The sequence below is a fragment of the Arthrobacter sp. AG258 genome, from assembly GCF_004364695.1.
GTDB lineage: Bacteria > Actinomycetota > Actinomycetes > Actinomycetales > Micrococcaceae > Arthrobacter.
Window position 1 is genome coordinate 671,906 of sequence record NZ_SOBI01000001.1, and the last position, 21,815, is coordinate 693,720.

The 21,815-nt window shown below is 65.8% G+C and carries 19 protein-coding genes, 1 tRNA gene and 1 pseudogene; 11 read left to right on the forward strand and 10 right to left on the reverse strand.

The genetic code is table 11. From position 1 onward, the window contains the following. Window positions 1-78: 78 nt before the first annotated feature. The gene (locus DFO47_RS03155) at window positions 79-756 is read left to right on the forward strand and encodes a Crp/Fnr family transcriptional regulator (protein WP_013602309.1); all 678 of its coding nucleotides are present in this window, start codon (window positions 79-81) and stop codon (window positions 754-756) included. Between the two features lie 95 nt (window positions 757-851). On the opposite strand, the gene DFO47_RS03160 is transcribed toward DFO47_RS03155, so the two are convergent. The 3 genes from DFO47_RS03160 to DFO47_RS03170 are packed head-to-tail and all read right to left on the reverse strand — an operon-like array spanning window position 852 to window position 2,469. Next, window positions 852-1,763 carry an NUDIX hydrolase gene (locus DFO47_RS03160; protein WP_133830630.1) on the reverse strand — a complete coding sequence of 304 codons (912 nt, stop codon included), beginning with the start codon at window positions 1,761-1,763 and terminating at the stop codon, window positions 852-854. 15 nt (window positions 1,764-1,778) lie between these two features. Continuing rightward, entirely contained in the window at window positions 1,779-2,312 is a 534-nt protein-coding gene (locus tag DFO47_RS03165; RefSeq protein ID WP_133830631.1) for a RidA family protein, read from the reverse strand. A gap of 1 nt (window position 2,313) precedes the next feature. After that, a complete protein-coding gene (locus DFO47_RS03170; protein WP_009359196.1) occupies window positions 2,314-2,469 on the reverse strand; it encodes a DUF4177 domain-containing protein in 156 nt (51 codons plus the stop codon). 37 nt (window positions 2,470-2,506) lie between these two features. On the opposite strand from DFO47_RS03170, the gene DFO47_RS03175 reads away from it, so the two are divergent. From DFO47_RS03175 to DFO47_RS03195, 5 genes are all read left to right on the forward strand, one after another. After that, window positions 2,507-4,816 (forward strand): transglycosylase domain-containing protein, encoded by a 2,310-nt coding sequence (locus DFO47_RS03175; RefSeq protein ID WP_133830632.1) that lies wholly within the window; start codon window positions 2,507-2,509, stop codon window positions 4,814-4,816. Between the two features lie 6 nt (window positions 4,817-4,822). Beyond that, window positions 4,823-5,767 carry a metallophosphoesterase gene (locus DFO47_RS03180; RefSeq protein WP_133830633.1) on the forward strand — a complete coding sequence of 315 codons (945 nt, stop codon included), beginning with the start codon at window positions 4,823-4,825 and terminating at the stop codon, window positions 5,765-5,767. Window positions 5,768-5,899: 132 nt separating this feature from the next. Next, window positions 5,900-7,708: an ABC transporter ATP-binding protein gene (locus DFO47_RS03185; RefSeq protein ID WP_133830634.1), complete on the forward strand. Its 1,809-nt coding sequence runs from the start codon at window positions 5,900-5,902 to the stop codon at window positions 7,706-7,708. Beyond that, complete coding sequence (locus DFO47_RS03190; protein ID WP_133830635.1) at window positions 7,705-9,531, forward strand: ABC transporter ATP-binding protein; 1,827 nt, start codon at window positions 7,705-7,707, stop codon at window positions 9,529-9,531. Before DFO47_RS03185 ends, DFO47_RS03190 begins: the two co-directional genes overlap by 4 nt. A gap of 84 nt (window positions 9,532-9,615) precedes the next feature. Continuing rightward, window positions 9,616-9,692: transfer RNA gene (locus DFO47_RS03195), tRNA-Pro, on the forward strand. Between the two features lie 161 nt (window positions 9,693-9,853). On the opposite strand, the gene DFO47_RS03200 is transcribed toward DFO47_RS03195, so the two are convergent. Next, the gene (locus tag DFO47_RS03200) at window positions 9,854-10,072 is read right to left on the reverse strand and encodes a hypothetical protein (protein ID WP_018761865.1); all 219 of its coding nucleotides are present in this window, start codon (window positions 10,070-10,072) and stop codon (window positions 9,854-9,856) included. Window positions 10,073-10,203: 131 nt separating this feature from the next. Here DFO47_RS03200 and DFO47_RS03205 point away from each other — a divergent pair, with 131 nt between their 5' ends. Further along, window positions 10,204-11,469, forward strand: coding sequence for a helix-turn-helix transcriptional regulator (locus DFO47_RS03205; RefSeq protein WP_018761866.1), 1,266 nt, complete (start codon window positions 10,204-10,206; stop codon window positions 11,467-11,469). 50 nt (window positions 11,470-11,519) lie between these two features. Here DFO47_RS03205 and DFO47_RS03210 read toward each other — a convergent pair whose 3' ends face one another. Then, entirely contained in the window at window positions 11,520-12,458 is a 939-nt protein-coding gene (locus tag DFO47_RS03210) for a phosphoribosylaminoimidazolesuccinocarboxamide synthase (RefSeq protein ID WP_018761867.1), read from the reverse strand. 1 nt (window position 12,459) lies between these two features. Further along, a complete protein-coding gene (gene purD, locus DFO47_RS03215; protein WP_133830681.1) occupies window positions 12,460-13,776 on the reverse strand; it encodes a phosphoribosylamine--glycine ligase in 1,317 nt (438 codons plus the stop codon). Between the two features lie 99 nt (window positions 13,777-13,875). Between purD and DFO47_RS03220 the strand changes: the two genes are divergently transcribed. From DFO47_RS03220 to DFO47_RS03230, 3 genes are read left to right on the forward strand one after another with little or no spacing between them, the layout of a single operon-like run. Beyond that, the gene (locus tag DFO47_RS03220; RefSeq protein WP_133830682.1) at window positions 13,876-15,471 is read left to right on the forward strand and encodes a molybdopterin-dependent oxidoreductase; all 1,596 of its coding nucleotides are present in this window, start codon (window positions 13,876-13,878) and stop codon (window positions 15,469-15,471) included. A 60-nt stretch (window positions 15,472-15,531) separates the two neighbouring features. Beyond that, window positions 15,532-16,548 (forward strand): asparaginase, encoded by a 1,017-nt coding sequence (locus tag DFO47_RS03225; RefSeq protein WP_133830636.1) that lies wholly within the window; start codon window positions 15,532-15,534, stop codon window positions 16,546-16,548. A gap of 39 nt (window positions 16,549-16,587) precedes the next feature. Further along, window positions 16,588-16,965 (forward strand): sterol carrier family protein, encoded by a 378-nt coding sequence (locus DFO47_RS03230; protein WP_018761871.1) that lies wholly within the window; start codon window positions 16,588-16,590, stop codon window positions 16,963-16,965. Here the strand turns inward: DFO47_RS03230 and DFO47_RS03235 are convergent. From DFO47_RS03235 to DFO47_RS03250, 4 genes are all read right to left on the reverse strand, one after another. Next, window positions 16,942-17,661, reverse strand: coding sequence for a Pr6Pr family membrane protein (locus DFO47_RS03235; RefSeq protein WP_109045142.1), 720 nt, complete (start codon window positions 17,659-17,661; stop codon window positions 16,942-16,944). The two genes, DFO47_RS03230 and DFO47_RS03235, sit on opposite strands and share 24 nt — an antisense overlap. A gap of 67 nt (window positions 17,662-17,728) precedes the next feature. Next, complete coding sequence (locus tag DFO47_RS03240; protein WP_018761873.1) at window positions 17,729-18,490, reverse strand: SDR family oxidoreductase; 762 nt, start codon at window positions 18,488-18,490, stop codon at window positions 17,729-17,731. Between the two features lie 14 nt (window positions 18,491-18,504). Next, complete coding sequence (locus tag DFO47_RS03245) at window positions 18,505-19,248, reverse strand: aspartate/glutamate racemase family protein (protein ID WP_133830637.1); 744 nt, start codon at window positions 19,246-19,248, stop codon at window positions 18,505-18,507. 68 nt (window positions 19,249-19,316) lie between these two features. Then, a complete protein-coding gene (locus DFO47_RS03250; protein ID WP_133830638.1) occupies window positions 19,317-20,885 on the reverse strand; it encodes an NCS1 family nucleobase:cation symporter-1 in 1,569 nt (522 codons plus the stop codon). A gap of 310 nt (window positions 20,886-21,195) precedes the next feature. Between DFO47_RS03250 and DFO47_RS03255 the strand changes: the two are divergent. Then, window positions 21,196-21,815 (forward strand): annotated as a pseudogene (locus tag DFO47_RS03255) (pyruvate dehydrogenase (acetyl-transferring), homodimeric type); the annotation flags it as partial.

A 21,815-nucleotide genomic window follows, 5' to 3' on the forward strand; every position in this document is an offset into this window, starting at 1 on the left:
CAAGTTCGTCACAGAACCTTGAAAATTCTGAAACAATGGCTCAAGCGCCACAGCCGATACTTTTACTCAGGAGATTTCATGGACATCGAGGTACTGCGCCGAGCACCCCTTTTCGCCACGCTCGACGACGACGCATTCCGTCTGCTGACGGACGAGCTCACCGAGGTGGACCTTTCCCGCGGCGCATCCGTGTTCCGCGAGGGAGACCAGGGTGACCAGCTCTACTTCATCGTCTCCGGCAAGGTGAAACTCGGCCGCACGTCCCCGGACGGCCGGGAATCCCTCCTCGCCATCCTCGGCCCGGGCGAACTCTTCGGCGAGATGGCCCTCTTCGACCCGAGCCCCCGCACCGCCACCGCCACCGCGGTATCGGAAACCCGGCTGGCCGGGCTCAAGAACGAGAGCCTGAACACGCTGCTCCGGACCCGCCCCGAGGTTTCCGCCCAGCTGCTGCAGGCCCTGGCCCGCCGCCTCCGCCGCACCAACGACTCCCTGTCCGACCTCGTCTTCTCGGACGTCCCGGGCCGCGTGGCCAAGGCCCTGCTGGACCTGGCAGACCGCTTCGGCCGGCCGGCAACCGACGGCGTCCTGGTGGCACACGAGCTGACCCAGGAGGAACTGGCCCAGCTGGTGGGCGCGTCCCGCGAAACCGTCAACAAGGCCCTCGCCGAGTTCGTCCAGCGCGGCTGGCTCCGCCTCGAGGCCCGCGCCGTGGTCATCCTGGACATGCAGCGCCTCCGCCAGCGCTCCCGCTAGGACCTACGGAAAAGGCCGCCCCGAGGGGCGGCCTTTTCGTGCCCGGAAACAATACCGGCCGAGTCCCAGGCTTCGACAGGCTCAACCGCCTGGCGTCAGCGTTCGCGCTGGTGGTCCCCTGCCACGGTCTTGGCGGCCTCGACCTCAAGCATCAGCTTGCCGTCTTCCTCCACCAGGACCGGCTGGTACACGTGGGGTTTGCGCTTGTAGCTCAGGTAGGCGATGCAGCCGTTGGCGGCCGCCATCTTTTCGATCATGATCTCCGAGCCGGGGACCAGCAGCTCGCCCAAGGGCCGGCCCACGGTGTTCTCCTGGCCGGCCTCGTCGCCGAGTGCGGTGGTATTCCTTTCCTGCACCACCTGGGCCGCGTTGACCCACCTGCCCCAGACGCCCTTGCCCTCAAGCAGCGAGGGTTCCTGGCCCAACGGGACGGTGGCGGCAAAGTAGCGGGTATCGAATCGGCGGTGCGCAAAATCCGGGCTGCGCCAGTTGACCAGGGATTTGAGCAGGTCCGTACGCAGCGAGAGGCCACGCTTGCCCAGGACCTGGGCCAGCGTCTTTTCCTGGTCCGCGACCGCGATGCGGGCACGCATCCACTCGGACGAGGATGTGGCTTCCACGGTGTTGGACATGTCCGGACCGGCCAGCAGGATGCCCGTCTCTTCGAAGAGTTCCCGGATGGCGCCCACCACGTGGCGCCGCGCCAGCCCGACGTCGGCCGTTCCCATCTGCTCGGCCCAATGCTGCGGCGAGGGGCCAAGCCAGCCCATGGCGTCGTCGTCGGCCGGGTCCAGGGAACCGCCGGGGAAGGCGAAGACGCCCAGCGGCGAGGAGCCGGGCCGGTAACCCAGCCAGGTCTCCAGGCCGGTGGGGGAATCACGCAGGAGGACCACGGAAGAGGCGTAGCGCGCGGCCCGGGGAGTCCGTTCGCCGTGTTCGAGCCAGCTTTGAGCCGCCCCTTCAAGGTCCTGGGGAAGTGCAAAAAGGCGTCGTGCGAGGTGAGGCAAGGGAAGTGACCGGTCCTAGCTGAATTCGGCGATCAGTTCGACTTCAACGGGAGAGTCGAGCGGAAGAACGGCAACGCCGACGGCGGAACGTGCGTGCTGCCCGGCGTCGCCAAGGACACGGCCCAGCAGCTCAGAGGCGCCGTTGATAACGGCGGGCTGGCCCGTGAACGACGGGTCGGAGGAGACAAATCCGACCACCTTGACGATGCGCGTGATGCGGTCCAGGTCGCCGATGACGCTCTTGACCGCGGCCAGGGCGTTCACGGCACACACGGCGGCAAACTTCTGGGCGTCTTCGGGGGACACCGTGGGCTCGTCGGCGAACCCTTCAGTACCGGCGGACACCTTGCCGGTAGCTTCGAGCTTGCCGTTAATGAACGGCAGCTGGCCGGAGGTGTACACGTGGTTGCCGGAGACGATGGCGGGGACGTAGGACGCCACGGGAGCGGCGACTTCCGGGAGCGTGATGCCAAGTTCCGCGAGGCGCTGCTCGACGGCGGATGCCGGCGCCGTTGCGGCGCCGGAACCGGCTTCTGCGGGGGTGCTCATGCTACTGCTTCTCCCTCTTGAGGTAGGCGACAAGCCCGTTGCCGTCGGGTCCGGGAACCACTTGGACAAGCTCCCAGCCGTCCTCCCCCCACTGGTCCAGGATCTGCTTGGTGGCGTGAATAATGAGCGGAATCGTCGCGTACTCCCATTTGGTCATGAGAGAAAGCGTAGCCCTTGCCGGTAAAGTGGAAAACATGGCGACTCGCAACAACCCCTTATTCGACACTGCCACCACACTGGGTAAGATCCTTCTTTTCCTCGGTGTGAGCGCGATTTGCGGTGTCCTGGTGGCGGGCCTTCTGGTTCCCGCCGCTGCCGTCTCGGGCAGCGCGGCAAGCGGTTCCATCAACTTCTTCGACTCCCTCCCTGCGGAACTGAAGGTTGACCCGCCCAGCCAGACCACCCGCATCCTGGCCGCCGACGGCAGCGAGATCGCCAGCGTCTATACGGAGAACCGCACCAAGGTTCCGCTGGACCAAATTTCGCCGAACATGAAGAACGCCATCATTGCCGTGGAGGACAGCCGCTTCTACGAGCATGGCGGCGTGGACACCACCGGCATCCTTCGCGCGCTGGTCGCCACCGCCCGCGGCAACAAGCAGGGTGCGTCCACCATCACGCAGCAGTACGTCAACAACGTGCTCAATGCGAACCTCGCCGCTGCCGGCGAAGAAGACCAGATCAAGCTCAACGGCGTCAACAAGGGCGTTGGCGACAAGCTCCGGGAAATGAAGCTCTCCATCGCCCTGGAGAAGGAGTTCACCAAGGACCAGATCCTTGAGGGCTACCTGAACATCGTGTTCTTCAACCGGGACGCATACGGCATCGAGGCCGCCTCCCGGTACTTCTTCAGCACCACCGCCAAGGACCTGACCCTCCCGCAGGCGGCACTCCTGGCGGGCCTGGTGAACAGCCCGTCCATGTTCGACCCCATCACCAATCCGGAGAAGTCCAAGCAGCGCCGGGACCTGGTGCTGGGCCTGATGAAGGACCAGGGCAAGATCACCGCGGACGAATACCAGGCTGCGGTGGCCACCCCTGTTGAACCGAAGGTCACCCAGCCCAAGCAGGGTTGTGCCTACGCGGCCACCGCTCCGTACTTCTGCGACTACGTCCTGCACCTGCTGGAGAACAACCCGGCCTACGGTGCCGAGGTCAAGGACCGTCAGCGGCTCATCTACGGCGGCGGCCTGACCATCACCACCACCCTGGACCCCAAAGCCCAGGCCACCGCCCAGGAGCAGGCCGACGCCGCAGCCGGCGCCAACCCGGATAAATGGGGTGCGTCCATGGTCTCGGTGCAGCCCGGCACCGGCAAGATCATCTCCATGGCCCAAAACACCTCGTTCCTGGCCGGCGCGGGCGGCTTCAATTCACAGTTGAACTTCAACGTGGACAAGCTGGACAAGGACGGGAACGACCTCAACGGCGTCGGCGGGTTCCAACCAGGTTCCACCATGAAACCGTTCACCTTCGCGGAGTGGCTCAACGAGGGCAAGACCATGAACACAGTGGTCAACGCAGCCCAGCGCGTCTACCCGCTGAATTTCCCCTGGAAGAACACCTGCGGCAAGGTCACGGGTGCCTACAACACGGCGCAGAAGTCCTTGGGCGCCGCGGACGACCTGCAAAACGCCGAGCCGCAGTGGTACCGGCCGCTGAGCGTCCTTGAGGGCCTTTACAACTCCATTAACACCGTGACATTCGCGTCCGCGGCGCAGCTGGACTTCTGCGGCATCCAAAAAATCGTGGATGCAACGGGTCTGCACAGCGGCTTGCCCTCGGCTGATGGCACCGATCCGCACCCCAAGATCGACATGTCAACACTGGGCAACCTGCTGGGCTCCACCCAGACGTCGCCGCTCACCATGGCCAGCGCCTTCGCGACGTTTGCGAACGACGGCAAGTACTGCGAGCCCATTGCCATCACCTCGGTGACCGATGCCACCGGCAAGCAGCTCCCGGCACAGTCCAGCAGCTGCCGCGACGCCATCAAGCCGGAGGTTGCCCGCGGCGTGAACTACGCGCTTCAGGAAGTCATGAACAGGGGTTCGGGCTCGCTGATCCAGCCGCGCCTTTCCACCAAGACCAGCTTCCCGATCGGTGCGAAGACCGGTACGTCCAACCTCCAGGGTTCCACTTGGGTAGTTGGACACACCACCGGCCTGGCCACTGCCGCCTGGTTCGGCGACCCGTTGGGTGACCAGGGCCGTTCGGGCCAGAACATCACCGTCAACGGAAAGTTCTACCAGGGCATCGACGGTTACATGATCGCCGGCCCCATGTTCTCGAACTTCATGACCAAGATCGCTCCGGGCTACGGGACCAACCCGTTCCCGGCGCCGCCGAGCAACATGATCAACGGGACCACGCCCAATTCGGCTCCTGCCCAGAACGGCCAGCAGGCCACTCAAGCACCTGCAACCCAGGCGCCCGCCACCCAGGCCCCGGCCCCGGCGCCGAGCAACAACGGGAACGGCAACAATGGCAAGGGCAACGGCTAAGCGCGCATGAGCATCGACAGCCTGGCAAGCCGCGCCCGTTCAATCGGGCGCGGCTTTGCCGTTGCCGCAGGGGCCGGAACTGCGGCCGGGATGGCGGCCTTCGGCTACGGCTTGTGGGAGAAGAACCAGTTCGTCCTTCGCGAGGAAACCCTGGCCATCCTCCCGCCCGGACGCAACCCGTTCCGTATCCTGCACCTGAGCGACATCCACTTCGTGCCCGGCCAACAGAAGAAGGCCCAGTGGCTCGCCTCCTTGGCGGACCTGCAGCCCGACCTGGTGGTGAATACGGGCGACAACCTCAGCCATGTCAAGGCAGTGGATCCCCTCCTGGCCGCGCTTCGGCCCTTGCTGCAGTTTCCCGGCGTCTTCGTACCGGGCTCCAACGACTACTTCGCCCCCACATTCAAGAACCCCGCGTCCTACCTGTTGGGACCCTCCAAGGCCGCGCCGAAGCCCACCCCCCTGGATTGGCCCCGCCTTCGTTCCGGGTTCGGCATGGGTGGCTGGGTGGACCTGACCAACCGCCACCAGTCGCTGATCCTGAACGGCATGCGCTTCGACTTCTCCGGCGTGGATGACCCGCACCTGAACCGCGAGCGCTACGCCGGCTGGCCGCGCGGCACGGTCAACCAGGACGCCAACGACCATCTCAAGGTGGCGGTCATCCATGCCCCGTACCAGCGGGTACTGGACCACTTCACGCAAAGCGGCGCCGACCTCCTGCTCGCCGGCCATACGCATGGCGGCCAGCTCTGCATCCCCGGGTATGGTGCCGTCGTCGCCAACTGCGACCTCCCCACGTGGCGCGCAAAGGGCCTCAACGACTGGACCAGCAACGGGCGTACGACGCCGGTCAACGTCTCCGGTGGCATCGGCACCTCACGCTTCGCCCCGGTAAGGATCGCCTGCAAGCCTGAGGCAGTCCTGCTGACGCTAACCTCCCGCGGCTGACCCTCCCATTACGGACTGCAATAACTGGGCAAGCCGGGCGCCCCGGCGGCAACCCCTGTGAATCGTCTCACCCCATGGCATAGGGTAGTTGCTAGAGGAAACTACATTCGTTTTAGAGCTTGAGAAGCGGGCATGGCCAAGCAGACTCCATTTTTCAGATCAATCAGCCGTCTTTATCCGCACGTCCGGCCCATCATTCCCCGGCTTTTGCTGGGGCTTCTCTGTGCGCTGGCGGCAAGTATCGTTGCCCTGACCATCCCCCAGGTGCTGCGTGTCCTGGTCAACACGGCGCTGCAGCCGGGGGCCAGTGCGGACGGGGTGTGGATTTCCGCAGGTGTCATCCTGGTACTGGGCGTCGCCGAAGCCGGCCTGGTGGCGCTCCGCCGGCAGTTCGTCATCAACCCTGCCACGACGGTGGAAACCAGGATGCGGGTCTCGCTCTACGACCACCTGCAGGAACTGACCGTCTCCTTCCACGACCGCTGGGGTTCCGGCCAGCTGCTGTCCAGGGCCATGACAGACCTGAATTTCCTGCGCCGGTGGATGGCCTTCGGCGCCATCATGCTGGTGGTCACCACCCTCACGGTGATTATCGGGATCGTGGCCATGTTCGCCATGAGCTGGCAGCTGGCGCTGATCTTCCTCGCCGCTGCCGTACCCATCACCATCAACAGCTTCCGGTTCCGCACCCGGTTCAGCAAGGTGGCCCGGCGCAGCCAGGACCAGGCCGGCGACCTCGCCACCACGGTGGAGGAATCAGTCCACGGCATCCGCGTGCTCAAGGCGTTTGGCCGCAGCCGGGAAGCCCTCGAGAACTTCAACGAACAAGCCGAGGAACTGCGCCAGACCGAAATCGAGAAGGCCCGCCACCAGGCCACCTTCACCATGGTGGTCACCCTGCTCCCCGAACTCGCGCTCGGAACCGGCCTGGTGGTGGGCGTCATGCTGTGTGCCGGCGGCCAGCTGAGCATCGGCTCCCTGGTGGCGTTCTTCGCAACGGCCGCCGTCATCGCCTCGCCGGTGGAATTTTCCGGCATGCTGCTGGCCATGGCACTCACGGCGAAGACCGCCGTCGACCGCCACTACGAGGTGATGGATACGCAGAACACCATCACCAGCCCCGCCGAGCCGCGCCGCCCGGACGAACTCGCGGGCGCACTGCGCTTCGACAACGCAACGTTCGCCTTCGAGGACGCCCCGGACCGGCCGATCCTCAAGGACATCAACCTCGAGGTGCGGCCCGGCGAAACCATGGCTTTGGTGGGCATCACCGGCAGCGGCAAGAGCGCGCTCATCCAGCTGGTCCCCCGCCTCTACGACGTCACGGCCGGCACCATCAGCATCGATGGAGTGGACATCCGTGACTTCGACGTCGAGGAACTGCGCAGGATTGTCGGAGTGGCCTTCGAGGACACCACGCTGTTCTCCAGTTCCGTCCGGGACAACGTCCTCCTTGGCGCGCCGGTGCGTTCCGAGGAGATCCTGGAGGAGGCCTTGGACGTGGCGCAGGCGCATTTCTCCTATTCCCTGCCGCAGGGCGTGGACACGCTGATCGGCGAGGAAGGGCTTAGCCTGTCCGGCGGCCAGCGCCAGCGCATTGCCCTGGCACGTGCCATCGCCGCCCGTCCACGTGTCCTGGTCCTGGATGATCCCCTCTCGGCCCTGGACGTCCACACCGAGGAACTCGTGGAGGCCCGCCTCCGCGAGGTGCTCAAGGACACCACCACCCTGATCGTGGCGCACCGGCCGTCCACCGTGGCGCTGGCCGACCGGGTGGCGCTGCTGGAAGACGGCCGTATCACCGCCGTGGGCACTCACACGGAACTGCTGGCCGGCAACCAGCATTACCGGTACGTCATCGCCAGCCTGGAGCGTGAACCGCGCGACCTTGACTCCGAACTGTCCGCCCTTGAGGACCAGGCAGAGGAAGTGACCCGATGAGCACGGCAACATTCGGCACCGCCAACGAGGACAACGCCCACCTCAGCAAGAGCGACAGCAAGGCGGTCCGGCGCCGGTCGATCGCCCTGCTCGGGTCCCTGATCCGGCCGGTGCGGGTGCGCTTCTGGCTGACCATCGCCATGGTGGTCCTTTCCCAGGCAGCCCGGGTGGCCGGCCCGGCACTGATCGCTTTCGGCATCGACCACGCCCTCCCGGCCCTCCGGTCAGGTGACAACCTCCCGCTGGTGTTCACCGGCGTCGCCTACCTGCTGGCGGCCATCGCGACGGCGGGCCTCACCGCCCTGTACGTCACCTCCACGGCACGGCTCAGCCAGGCAATGCTGCTGGACCTGCGCGTCCGGGTCTTCCGGCACACCCAGCGGCTCAGCCTGGAATTCCATGAACGGTACACGTCCGGCCGGATCATTGCCCGCCAGACGTCGGACCTGGAGGCGTTACGCGAACTCCTCGATTCCGGCGTCAGCTCGCTGGCTTCCGGGATGCTCTTCATGGCGTTCACCGCCGCCACGATCTTCGCCCTGGACTGGCGCAGCGGCCTGCTGGTGCTGGCCGCCGGGGTGCCCATGTTCTTCCTGGCCCGCTGGTACCAGAAGCATTCCCAAATCGCCTTCCGGGAATCACGGGTGGTTTCCGCCCGGCTGATCGTGCACTTCGTCGAAACCATGACCGGAATCCGCGCGGTCAAGGCCTTCCGCAAGGAAAAGGAAAACTCCGAAACCTACGGCAACCTCGCCGAGGACTACCGCCTGGTCACGGTCCGGTCCATCAACCTCAACGGCATCTTCCAGCCCGGGCTTGTGCTGATCGGCAACGTCTGCGTGGCGGTGGTGCTGCTGTTCGGCGGCTTCCGGGTGCTGGGCGGCGACCTGGCCGTCGGCGTCCTCCTGGCCCTCATCCTCTGCACCAAGCGGTTCTTCCAGCCCGTGGACCAGATGGCCATGTTCTACAACTCGTTCCAGAGCGCGCAGGCAGCCCTCGAAAAGGTGTCCGGGCTCCTCGAGGAAGTACCCACGGTCCGGCCGCCGAAGAACCCTGTCCCGCTTCCCGACGCCACCGGGCGCATCGACTTCAAGGACGTCGAGTTCCGCTACGGCGACGGACCGGTGGTGGTGCCCCGCCTGAACCTGCATATCCCGGCCGGGCAAACGGTCGCCCTGGTGGGACAGACCGGCGCCGGCAAGTCCACCCTGGCCAAACTCATCGCCCGGTTCTACGACGTCAGCTCGGGACACCTGACCCTGGACGGCGTGGACCTCCGCGACCTTGCCACCACCGACCTCCGCCGGAACATCGTCATGGTCACCCAGGAAGCCTTCCTGTTCAGCGGTTCGGTGGCGGACAACATCGCACTGGGCCGGCCGGAAGCGACACGTGCCGAGATTGAGGAAGCTGCCAAGGCCGTTGGGGCGCACGACTTCATCCTGGAACTCCCCGAGGGCTACGACACCGACGTCAACAAGCGCGGCGGCAGGGTCTCCTCCGGGCAGCGGCAGTTGATCAGCTTCGCCAGGGCCTTCCTGGCGCGGCCGGCAGTACTGATCCTGGATGAGGCCACCTCCTCCCTGGACATCCCCTCTGAAAGGCTTGTGCAGGCCGGGCTGGCCCGCCTGCTCGCCGGGACGGAGGCGGCGCGCAGGACGGCACTGATCATCGCGCACCGGCTGTCCACCGTCGAGACAGCTGACAGGGTACTGGTGGTGCACGACGGCCGGATCGTGGAGGACGGCACCCCGGAGGATCTGATCGGCGGCGGCGGCCGCTTCGCGGACCTGCACGGGGCTTGGAAGGATTCCTTGGTCTAGGCCGCCGCCCAGGCCCACCGGCGGCCGGATTTCGCATCGGGCCCCGCCATCGGCTATCCTTGTAAAGTTGCTTTTGCAGCGGATCGGGATGTAGCGCAGCTTGGTAGCGCGCTTCGTTCGGGACGAAGAGGTCGCAGGTTCAAATCCTGTCATCCCGACCATAACGGAAAGAGGGTCTCCACCGGAGGCCCTCTTTTTTCGTCTCTATTTGGTGACGCCCCGCCGGACACTCCCGCCGCCGTAACGCCCCCACCCGGTTAAAAGGAATGGCCCCGGAGCTGTTGCTCCGGGGCCATCCTCGCCTCCTGGGTGAGGAAGCTGTTTATGCGGGATCAGGCCAGTTGCCCACGTACGTGGTGTAGGTAGTGCTGGTGGCCTTATCCTTCTTCACCTTTGCGGAGGCGGGGTCAGGCCAGTTGCCTACTGCTACAGACGTACTCGAATTATCGGCGACGGAGCCTGAGGCCAGGACAGCCGGAGCTGCCGCGGAAAAAGCCAGGGCCCCGGCCAGGACGGCCGCGGTTGCGATCTTCTTCAACATATAAGTTCCTCAATACGAGTCGGATTCGTTACAAAGCCAGCACTGTCCTTGTTGACACACATTGTAAAATATTTTCCACAGGGGCTGTCAAGCATCCGTCAGCCCCACTTGTCCAAAAGAGGAGGATACGCGTGGGCAACGGGTTCGGAGAAAAGCTCCGCGCGGAGCGCCTTGAGCGTGGACTGACGCAGGCCGAACTGGGCAAGGACCTGTACTCACCCAGCTACATCTCGCTGCTTGAAACGGGCCGCCGCGAACCGACGGCGGAAGTCATCGAGGAACTGGCGCGCCGGCTGGAGCTGGCACCGAAAGCCCTGGAGGCATGGAGCCAGCCCATTTCCGTCAGCGACGCCGAGTATGTACTCGCCGGCCTCTACGCCCGGCAGGCGTGGGACCTGCGCGACTATCCCTTGGCGGCAAGCCACGCGGCCACGGCCGCAAAGATCGCCCTGGAGGGGCGGAACACCAGTGCGTGGTGGAACATGACGTACATGCAGGCCGAGTGCCTGATCAAGCAGGGCAACTGGCGCGAAGCCCAAAAGATCATGGAGCACCTGCTGGAACATCCCATGGCCAGGGAATCGGCAGGACTTGCCGTCCGGGCACACCAGATGCTGGCCGGCATCTACCAGGGCCAAGGCCAGCTGAGCCTAGCCGTGGACCAGGGAATCCAGGCCGTGGACCTGTGCAAGCAGCTCCCCAAGGGATCAACCCTCATCATCAATGCCCACCACGCCCTCATCGGGGCACTGGCCGAGAGCGGGCGGCTCGATGAAGCCTGGGGGTATTGCCAGGCCATGATCGAGCACGTGGACGAACTGTCCATGAGCCAGCTCGCCGGCGAGGTGGCCTGGGTGGTGGGTAACGTCGCCTTCATGCGGCACGACTACGCCGAGGGCGTGAAGCACCACGAGCGTGCGGCGCGCCTGCTCTCCCCCGCCAATGACATCGGGCTGTGGGCCCGGTTCAACAAGGCGTCCGCGGCGGTCCGCCTCTCCTCCGGCATCGTTGAGCCGGAAACGCTGTCTGCGATCGAACGTGCTGAACTGGCGCTGTCAATCGTGGGAGGCAACAAGTCAGACCAGCTGGAGGTCGCGTTCATTCGCGCCCGCTGGCTGTACCTCACCGGGGACATTGTGGCCGCCGTCGAGAAACTCCGAGAAATCCACGCCGAGCGCGCCAGCCTCGCCAAGCACACGGCTGGTGAGGTCTCGCTTCTCCTGGGCAAGTCGCTCAAGGCTGCCGGTGACACCGAGGAAGCCCTGGTGCACCTGGAGGAAGCCCAGAAGGCCTTTGCCGCGGCAGGCGCCCAGGACAGGGTCCAGCAGGCCTTGGACGCCATCCTTGAAATCAAGCTGGCCCAGAGGCGCGCGGCCGCGGCCGCGAAAGCCAGCTGAAGCAAGCCAGGTGAACCCGCCGTGGCGGGTCCACCTGGCGTGGCCGGGTCTCAGGCGAATGTCTTTCCGGTGATCTTCTCGTACGCTTCGACATACCGGCTGCGGGTGCGTTCCACCACGTCGGCAGGCAGGGCCGGCGGCGGGGTGTCGGATGACCGGTCCCAGCCGGAGGCGGCAGAAGTCAGCCAGTCCCGCACGTACTGTTTGTCGTAGGAAGGCTGGGCCTGTCCGGGTTTGTAGGTTGCAGCGTCCCAGAAACGGGAAGAATCGGGGGTCAGCACCTCATCGCCCAGGGTGATGGACCCGGACACGGCGTCGTAGCCGAATTCCACCTTGGTGTCCGCGAGGATGATGCCGCGTTCACGTGCGATCTTCTCCGCCGTGGTGTAGATCTTCAGGGTCAGCTCGCTCAGGCGGGCAGCGATGTCATCCCCCACGAGCGCCACCACGGCGTCGTAGGTGATGTTCTCGTCGTGCTCACCGATCAGTGCCTTGGCGGATGGGGTGAAGATGGCGTGCTCCAGCCGGGAGCCGTCCACCAGCCCCTCCGGGAGCGGGATATCGCACACTGTCCCGGAGGCCTTGTACTCCAGCAGTCCTGAACCCGTGAGGTAGCCGCGGGCAATGCACTCCACCGGGAACATGTCCAGCTTCTTGCAGATCATGGCCCGGCCTTCCACCTCCGCGGGCACGCCGTCTTCCACCGTGGACCCGAGCACATGGTGCTCGACGCCCAGCTGGTCGAACCACCAGAGGCTCAGCTGGGTAAGGATGCGGCCTTTGTCCGGGATCTCGCTGGAGAGCACATGGTCAAAGGCGCTGATGCGGTCGCTGGCCACCACCAGGACGCAATCCTGGCCCAGGCGTTGCACGATCGACTCGTCGGCGGGTTCGTAAAGGTCGCGGACCTTGCCGGAGTAGACGTGCGTCCATCCCTGCAGTTCCAGGGTGTCCGCGGCGTAGCCGCGGTTCTCGGAAGTTCCACTCATGTCAGGCCTTCGCTTTCACTACGGGCAGCGATCCGGTGGCACCGTACGGCACCTTGATTTCCCCGCGGGCTGCCTTGCGGGCAATGTCGCTGCGGTACTGGGAGCCTTCAAGCTGGACCAGCTCAACGCCGTCGTAGGCCCTTTCCCGGGCCTCCACCAGGTCACTGCCCAGGGCGACGACGGCCAGGACGCGGCCGCCGGCGGAGACCACCTTGCCCTCGTCGTCCAGGGCGGTGCCGGCGTGGATGACGTGCACGCCGTCGAGGGCGTCCACTTTCTTGAGCCCGCGGATGCGGTCACCGGTGCGGGGCGTGTCAGGGTAGTTTTCCGAGGCCACGACGACGGCGACGGCGGCGTCCTTGGACCAGCGCAGCTCTTCCGCTTTGTCCAGTTCGCCCTTGGCGGCTGCCATGAGCAACGCCCCCAGGGGGGTCTTGAGCCGGGCGAGGACCGCTTGCGTCTCGGGGTCGCCGAAACGGACGTTGAATTCGATGACGCGGGTTCCGCGGGACGTGAGCGCGAGCCCGACAAAGAGCACGCCCACGAAGGGAGTGCCGCGGCGCGCCATCTCGTTCACGGTGGGCTGCGCCACCCGGTCAAGGACTTCCTGCACCAGGCCCTCGGGGGCCCACTCGAGCGGTGTGTAGGCGCCCATGCCGCCCGTGTTGGGGCCTTCGTCGTTGTCGAAGATGCGCTTGAAATCCTGGGCGGGTGAGAGTGCCACGGTGTTCTGCCCGTCGCAGAGGACAAAGAGGGAAACCTCGGGGCCGTCCAGGAACTCCTCGATCACCACGGATCCGCCGGCGTCGAAGCACGATTGGGCGTGGGCCAGGGCTTCGTCCCGGTTCCTGGTGACCACCACGCCCTTGCCGGCGGCCAGGCCGTCGTCCTTCACCACGTACGGAGCGCCGAAGGTGTCCAGCGCTGACGCTGCCTCTTCGGCGTTGGTGGCCACCATGGCCATGGCGGTGGGAACGCCTGCCTCCGCCATGACCTCCTTGGCGAACGCTTTCGATGCCTCCAGCTGGGCTGCTGCCTTGCTGGGCCCGAATACGGGAATGCCGGCGGCGCGGACGGCATCGGACACACCTGCGGCCAGCGGAGCTTCGGGGCCCACCACCACGAGGTCGACCGTGAGCCGGGCGGCCAGCTCGGCAACAGCCTGGGGATCGTTGCCGTTGATGTTGTAGGTGGGTACCAGCTTGCTGATACCGGCATTGCCGGGCGCCGCGTGGACTTCGGACACGTTGGGGTCGGCAAGCAGGGAGCGGACAATGGCGTGTTCGCGGCCTCCGGGGCCAATGACGAGTACCTTCACAGTCTCCAAGGGTACTTTGTGCACCCTTCCCGCTCCTAAGCTGTGACCTTGCCGGCCCTGCCGGTCAATCCGGACCACCCGCCGCTCCGAACCACCACCATGACAAAGCTTCGGAACCGCTTGACCGGCCCCTCCGCCCTGGCTGCCCTGGCAGGTGTGGTGGCAGCCGCCGTCGTACTTGCCGTTGCGGAGCTCCTCGGCGCATTTTTCACCGCCAGGGCAACACCGCTGTTCGCACTGGGGTCCACCTTCATTGACTTCACGCCGCCCCGGCTGAAGGACTTTGCGATTGCCACCTTCGGCACCAACGACAAGACTGCCCTGTTCGTGGGCATGGGGCTGACCATCGCGGTGCTCGCCTGCGTCCTGGGCATCGTGGCCTACCGGAAATGGGTCCTGGGCGTCCTGGGCGTCCTGTTCATGGGCGCGGTGATCGTTGCGTGTGTCGTGACTCGTGCAGGCGTCAGCGGAGTTGACGCCATCCCGTCCGTACTGGGCACGGTGGCCGGCCTGGTGGCCCTCCGCCTGCTGGTGGCACCGCTCTGGCGGCTGAAGGAAAGCAAGCCATGGCCCGAATCTCCGGCGGACCAGGCAGCCGACGCCGATGCCCGGCCGGGGAACGAAGGCGCCAGCCGTCGTCGTTTCTTCGCTGCGGCAGGGATCACCGCGGTGGCCGCCGGCATCGCCGCAACCGGCGGACGGTTGCTGGGCGCGGCGCGCAACAACGTGGCCAAGGCCCGCGAGGCGCTCACGCTGCCGGCGCCGGCCAAAGCCGCAGCAGCGGTTCCCGCCGGCGTGCAGTCGCCCGTCCCTGGCGTCACGCCATGGTTGACGGACAACGCCGACTTCTACCGGATCGACACTGCGCTGAGCGTTCCGGAAATCAACGTCAACGACTGGGAATTGCGCGTCCACGGCCTCGTGGAGCAGGAAGTCACCCTCACATTCCAGGACCTGCTGGATGCCAGCCTGATCGAATCACACGTCACCCTCACCTGCGTCTCCAACCCCGTGGGCGGCAACCTCGCCGGAAATGCCAAATGGCTGGGCCTGCCCATCCGCGACGTCCTGGCCCGGGCCAAGCCCAAGGACGGGGCGGACATGGTGCTGTCCACGTCCATCGACGGCTTCAGCGCCTCCACACCCCTGGAGGTCCTGCAGGACGGGCGTGACGCCATGCTGGCGATCGGCATGAACGGCGAGCCGCTGCCGCTGGAGCACGGCTACCCGGTGCGGATGGTGGTCCCGGGGCTCTACGGGTTCGTCTCCGCCACCAAATGGGTGGTGGACCTGGAGGTCACCCGGTTCGCGGACAACAAGGCCTACTGGACCGAGCGTGGCTGGTCCGAACGCGGCCCGATCAAGACCATGGCGCGCGTGGAGGTTCCCAAGTCGTTCGCCAAGGTTCCCGCCGGAAAGGTCGCCGTTGGCGGTACGGCCTGGGCCCAGACCCGGGGAATCACCAAGGTTGAGATCCAGATCGACAACGGCGAATGGACCGAGACGACCCTCTCCACGGAAGCCTCCACCATTACGTGGCGGCAGTGGTCTTACGAATGGGATGCCACGCCGGGCCCGCACTACATCAAGGTCCGCGCCACCGACGGTACCGGGCAGGTGCAGACGGACCAGCGCGCAGACCCCGTTCCTGACGGTGCGTCAGGCTGGCAGTCGGTGATGGTGACCGTCCAATAGCCACCTGCGACCGGCCCGCGGGTGGCCTGCCATCCGCGGACCGGCCCATAGACTGGCAGTATGCCGCACAATCCGCATGCCACCTTCACCGTTGACTCCGCCGTCGAACTGGCCGTAATAGAACGCAGCGGCTTCGTGGAGTCCCGGCACATCGGCTCCGCGGTGCTGGTCGCCGCCGACGGCTCGGTGGTCACCGAGCTCGGCGACATCAACACCCCCATCTATGCCCGGTCCACCCTCAAGCCCTTCCAGGCGCTGGCGTCCATGCAGTCGGGTGTACCTCTGCGGGGCGCCCAGGTGGCCATAGCGTGCGGCAGCCACACCGGTTCGCTGGACCACATGGATGTGGTGGCCGGCATGCTGAAGGCAGCGGGCGTACGGGAGGACCAGCTGCAGTGCCCCGAAGCATGGCCGGAGGACGAAACGGCCCGGAACTGGCTGGTCCGATCCGAAAAGGGCAAGTCGCGGCTGGCCTACAACTGTTCCGGCAAGCACGCGGCCTTCCTGTGGGCCTGCACCGAGAACGGCTGGGACACGCACAGCTACCTGGAACCCAACCACCCCCTGCAGCAGCGCGTACGCACCGTTATCGAGGAATACACCGGCGAGCGGATCGCGCACCTGGGCATCGACGGCTGCGGTGCCCCCGTGGCCGCGGTTTCGTTGAAAGGACTGGCGCTGGCGTACTCACAGCTGGCCAAGGCTCCCGGCGACAACAGCTTCAGCGCCAGGGCCGCGACGATCGCCACCTCCATGCTGGACTATCCCTGGGCCGTGCAAGGCCGGGGTGAAGCGAACACCCTGGTGATGGATGAGCTGGAAATCATCGCCAAGATCGGCGCCGAGGGCGTCCTGGCGATGGCCACGCCGCAAGGAGTCTCGGTGGCCGTCAAGATCCTCGACGGAAACGTGCGGGCAACCTCCCTGGTGGCCCTCACCCTGCTCGCCGCCGCCGGGGCCGTGGAGATTCCCGGAGTCGCCAGCGCCCTGGAAAAAGTGGTGGCTCCGGTACTCGGGGGCGGCCGGCCAGTGGGAAAAATCCGGTTGGGCCCCGCGGTATCCGCCCTCCTGGACTAGCACCAAACCCCCTGCCGACGCCAAAGGAAGATTGAAAGCATGGCCACAGCCCGCCGTCGTATTGATATCCACGAAGGCAAAGCAGCAGTGAAGGCGTGGCTGGAAGCCGCCCAGTCGCCGTCGGACGCTCCCCTGCCGCGCGCCGCCCTGGCGACGGCAGTGCGGTACTCCCTGGAGGAAGTGACCGCCCGGGCGCCGGGAAACTCCGTGGAGGTGCGCGTGCCGCCATTCGGCGTCACCCAGTGCGTGGAGGGCCCGCGGCACACCCGCGGCACCCCGCCGAACGTCATTGAGTGCGACGCCGCCACCTGGCTGGGGATGGTCACCGGCCAGGTGGCGTGGGCGGACGCAGTGGCTGCCGGCAAAGTGGCTGCCTCTGGCCTGCGCGCAGACCTATCGTCCCTGCTGCCCCTCTAGCCCGGGCTCGTCGCCCGCGTGCCTGCCCCGGGCGGTGGTGCGGGGCTCCGCTGCCTCCGCCGAGGAAATCCGGGCCGGGTGGGGGACCGAGTCCTGCAGTTTCGTGGACAACGCCGCCACCACGGCGAAGGCAAAAGCGGCCACGGCAATAAGGACCGACATCACCGCAACCGTGCCGTAGCCGGCGGTCCGAGGGTCCAGGAACGGATAGGGATACCAGCCCACGATGGGACCCCGAACCAGGCTGTAGACCAGGTACAGCAGGGGAAAAGCCAACCACACCAGGGACGTCCGGACCGGAATCCGCACCCGCGGGAGGTCAACCAGCCAGTCGATCACCATGACGGTGGGGACCGTGTAATGGAGCACCACATTGACCCACGGGATGGGGGTGTTGACGTCGATATCGCTCAACAGCAGGCTGTAGGTGATCCCGGTGATGGTCATGTACACGGTGGCCGCACCCCGGAGGAGTTCAAGCCACCGCGGGCTAGCCCCCTTCCAAGCGAACCAGCCGGCAATCCCCAGGGTCACGAAGGCGATGATGTTCGACTCGATGGTGAAGTAGCTGAAGTAGTTTCCGGCGCTGGCCCCCGGCACGTTCTGCATCAGGTGCAGCAGCTGGAACAGCACCGCGGCGAACCCCAGCAGCGCGAACCAGAAGCGGAAAAGTGCAAGTCCCCTGTTTGCGGTCATGTGCCGATCCTAGGCTCTGGGCGGCCGCCCGCCCCGCCACGGCGACCCGGCGTGCCTGGCAGTACACCTAGCCACGGCCGATGAACGGCATTCCCGCCGCGGTGAGCACCACGGAACCGACGCTGGCCGATGCCGGCATGTTGGCCATCATCAACACGGCACGCGCCGCGTCTGCCACCGGAAACATCGGTTCCACCTTGCGGCTGCCGTCCGCCTGCAGCGCCCCGGAACCGACACCGATGGTGTCCATGATGTCCGTGGCGGTGTTGCCGATATCGATCTGCCCGCACGTGATGCCGTAACCGCGGCCGTCCAGGTCAATGCTCTTGGTCAGCCCGGTCATCGCGTGCTTGGTGACCGTGTAGGCGACGGTCCGCGGACGGGGCGAGTGGGCGGAGATGGACCCGTTGTTGATGATGCGGCCGCCTTGGGGCTCCTGGGCCTTCATCGTCCGGACCGCAGCGGCCGCGCACAGCATGGACCCGGTAAGGTTCACGGCCACCGTGGCGTTCCAGTCTTCGAGGGTGATGTCGTCAACGCCGGCCGACGGGCCGAACACCCCGGCGTTGTTGAACAGGACGTCCACGCGCCCCCACTGCTGGCGGACGGCCTCGAAAAGCCGCTCGACGTCGTCGGGCCGGGTGACGTCGCAGGGCATCACCAGGGCGTCCGGGCTGCCGTCCGCCGTTTCCAACAGCAGCGCCTCCCGCCGCCCGGCAAGTGCCACGCGGTAGCCGTCGGCCAGCATCTGCCGCGCCACCTCCCGGCCGATGCCGGACCCGGCTCCGGTGACGACGGCGACGCGGGCGGCGGGCTGTGGGGTGTTCATTCGGTTCTCCTGGCTCAAAGCTGCGCCGGAACGGCCGGCTGGTGCAGCGGCCAGCCTATGACGGTCTTTGGCCGCGGTGCAGCGAAGGTCCGCACTTTGGAGGTGGACAGGCGCATGCGCACCAACGATTCGGCGATGGTCACTGCCGAGGCCACACCGTCCACCACGGGGACGCCGGCCCGCTGCCGGATCTGCTCGTCCAGGCCTGCCATGCCGCCGCAGCCGAGCACAATCACTTCCGCTTTGTCCCGGGTAACGGCCAGCAGCGCCTCGTTGATAATGGCTTCCACGGCCCGTTCCGGTTCCTCTTCAAGTTCCCGGACGGCCATGCCGCTGGCACGGACCGACGCGCACCTGGCATCCAGGCCGGCCAGCTTCAACCGGTCCTCAATGAGCGGAACCGTGCGGTCCAGGGTAGTGACCACCGAGTACTTGTGGCCGAGGAACATCGCTGTGCTTGCGGCGGCCTCCGTGATGTCGACCACCGGAACATCCAGCAGTTCCTGCAGCCCCTCCCGGCCGTGTTCCCCGTAGCCGGCCTGGATAACGGCGTCGAACGGCCCGGGGTAGGAGGTGACGGCGTCCATGACGGCGATGGCGGCAAGGTAGCTCTCGAAGTTTCCTTCGCAGGAGTCGGCGCCGAACCGCGGCGTGAGGCCAACGATTTCGGTGCCCGGGGAAGCCACGGCACGTGCGGAGGCCGCGATGGAGTCGGTCATTGAGTGGGTGGTGTTCACATTCGCGACGAGGATGCGCATGGGAAAGTTCCTTTGTGGGCAGGGTGGTGGCAGCCCTTGCCGGGTGCTGGGGTCAGTGGGTGCTGGATTCAGTGGGTGCTGGCGACGGCGATGGCCTCGCCGTCGTGGTCCACCAGCACTTGGTTGCGGTCGGCAATGAAGAAGTACAGCGCGGCGGCGATGCCTGCGGCGAAGAACCAGGCAAAGGGTGCCGCCGCGGCCAGGCCGGGAACGAAGGCGATCAGCAGGGCAAGGACGGCTGCCGGTACCATGGCGATGATCGCGCGGGGGTTGACGCCCTTCTTGTAGAAGTACGCGCCCTGCGGCGATGCCGTGTAGAGCTCCGGCACGTTGACCTTCCCTCGCCTGATCAGCCAGTAGTCAGCCATGACCACGCCGAACAGCGGGCCGAGCAACGCCCCGAGTCCGCCGAGGAAGTACACGATGACCAGCGGGTTGTTGTAGAGGTTCCAGGGCAGGATCACCAGGCCGATGCTGGCGGAGACCATTGCCGCCTTGCGGAAGTTCAGTTTCTTGGGGAACAGGTTGGTCAGGGCATAGACGGGGGCCACGAAGTTGGCCATGAGGTTCACTGCGATGGTCAGGATCAGCAGCGCAAGGCAGGCGAGGACCAGGAACAGCGTGTTGGGAATGGTCTGAACGATGTCGGACGGGCTCTTGATGATGGTCCCGTTGATCTTGAACTGTCCGCCGGCCATGACCACCACGATGGCGCCGAAGACCAGCATGTTGATGGGGATGCCCCAGAAGTTGCCCCGCACCACTGCTTTCTTCGAAACAGCTGACCGGGTGAAGTCGCAGAAGTTGAGGACGAAAGTGCCGTAGATGGAGACCCACAGCGCGCCGCCGGCGAAGATGGTGAGCCACATTTCCGGACCTTCCAGGGCCTTGTTGGAAGCCCAGGCGATGCTGCCTCCGGCTTCCACGAAAATCCAGACGGCCATTGCTGCCATGGTGGCCAGGATGACCGGACCGGCGAAAGCCTCGTACTTGCGGATCATTTCCATGCCGAAGCTGACGATCACCAGTTGGACCACCCAGAGCGTCACGAATGCCATCCACCCGAGCGTGGACAGGCCCAGGATCGAGTCCTTGTCCAGCTCTGCAAGTGAGGGGAACATGGCTGTGAGCATCACGCGGAAGACCACCGATGCGAGGTACGTCTGGATACCGAACCAGGCGACCGCAACGGCCCCGCGGAGGAGGCTGGCGATCTGTGCCCCGCGGATACCGAAGCTGATCCGGCTCATGACCGGAAAAGGCACACCGGTCTTGACGCCCATGAATCCTGACAGGGTAAGGAGCCCGAACAGCAGTGCAGCCCCGATGCCCAGGGCAAGGAGGATCTGCCATCCACCCAGCCCAAGGGCGAAGAGTCCGATGGCGAATGCGTAGTTGCCCAGGCTGTGCACGTCGTTGGCCCAGAGGGTAAAGATGCTGTAGCTGGTCCAGCTGCGGCCGGCGCGCTTGGTCGGGGCAAGGTCAGTGTTGTACAGGGTGGGGCTGATGCTCGTGCCTGACGCCGCGCTGGCGGAATCGCAGAGGGCTTCGATAGTGCCAGACGGGTGGACAGTACCGGCTGACGACTTTGTCAGGTCCTTGTCCGCGTCCACGCCCGCCGATGGTGGGGTTCGCATGGGGGTCTCAATTCTTGGGCCGATTCCGAGTGGTTAGTCCGACCGGAGGTCGTTGCTGTTATTCCACATTGCGGAAGTGAGATATTGAATAGTGAAATAAGAGTATGACCCAGGTCACGGGCGGTCAAGCGTCGCAGCCACCGCACTACGGTCACAAATGGTCGGTTGCCGCCGATAGGCGACATCCAGGGCGAGGTGATGGCCGTCGCGTTGACCCGCCGGGCCTGCCTCAGTAATCTCATATTGCAATAATGTTTTCTCACAATACGAAAACATGCGCAGATGCGTTCAACGATGAAAAGAGGCTGCCATGGCTGCAGGAGAAGATACCTCCCATATCCTCAGCGGGTTGACTAACCAGCTGCCTGATCGTGATCCGGAAGAGACTGCCGAGTGGGTTGAGTCCCTGGATGCGTTGATCAGGGAACAGGGCACTGAGCGTGCCCAATACATCATGCGGAGCCTGCTGCAGCGCGCGGGCGCGCAGAGCGTCGGGGTGCCGATGGTGACCACCACCGATTACGTGAACACCATCCCGGTCGACCAGGAAGCGGAGTTCCCGGGCAACGAGGAATTCGAGCGCCGGTACCGGGCGTACATGCGGTGGAACGCCGCGGTCATGGTGCACCGGGCGCAGCGGCCCGAGATCGGCGTCGGCGGGCATATCTCCACCTACGCCGGGGCCGCGACCCTGTACGAGGTCGGGTTCAACCACTTCTTCCGCGGCAAGGACCACCCCGGCGGCGGGGACCAGGTCTTCTTCCAGGGCCACGCCTCCCCCGGCATGTACGCCCGGGCGTTCATGGAAGGACGCCTCTCCGAGGAAGACCTCGATGGGTTCCGGCAGGAAAAGTCCCGCGCCGGCCACGCCCTGTCCTCCTACCCGCACCCGCGGCTGATGCCGGACTTCTGGGAATTCCCCACCGTGTC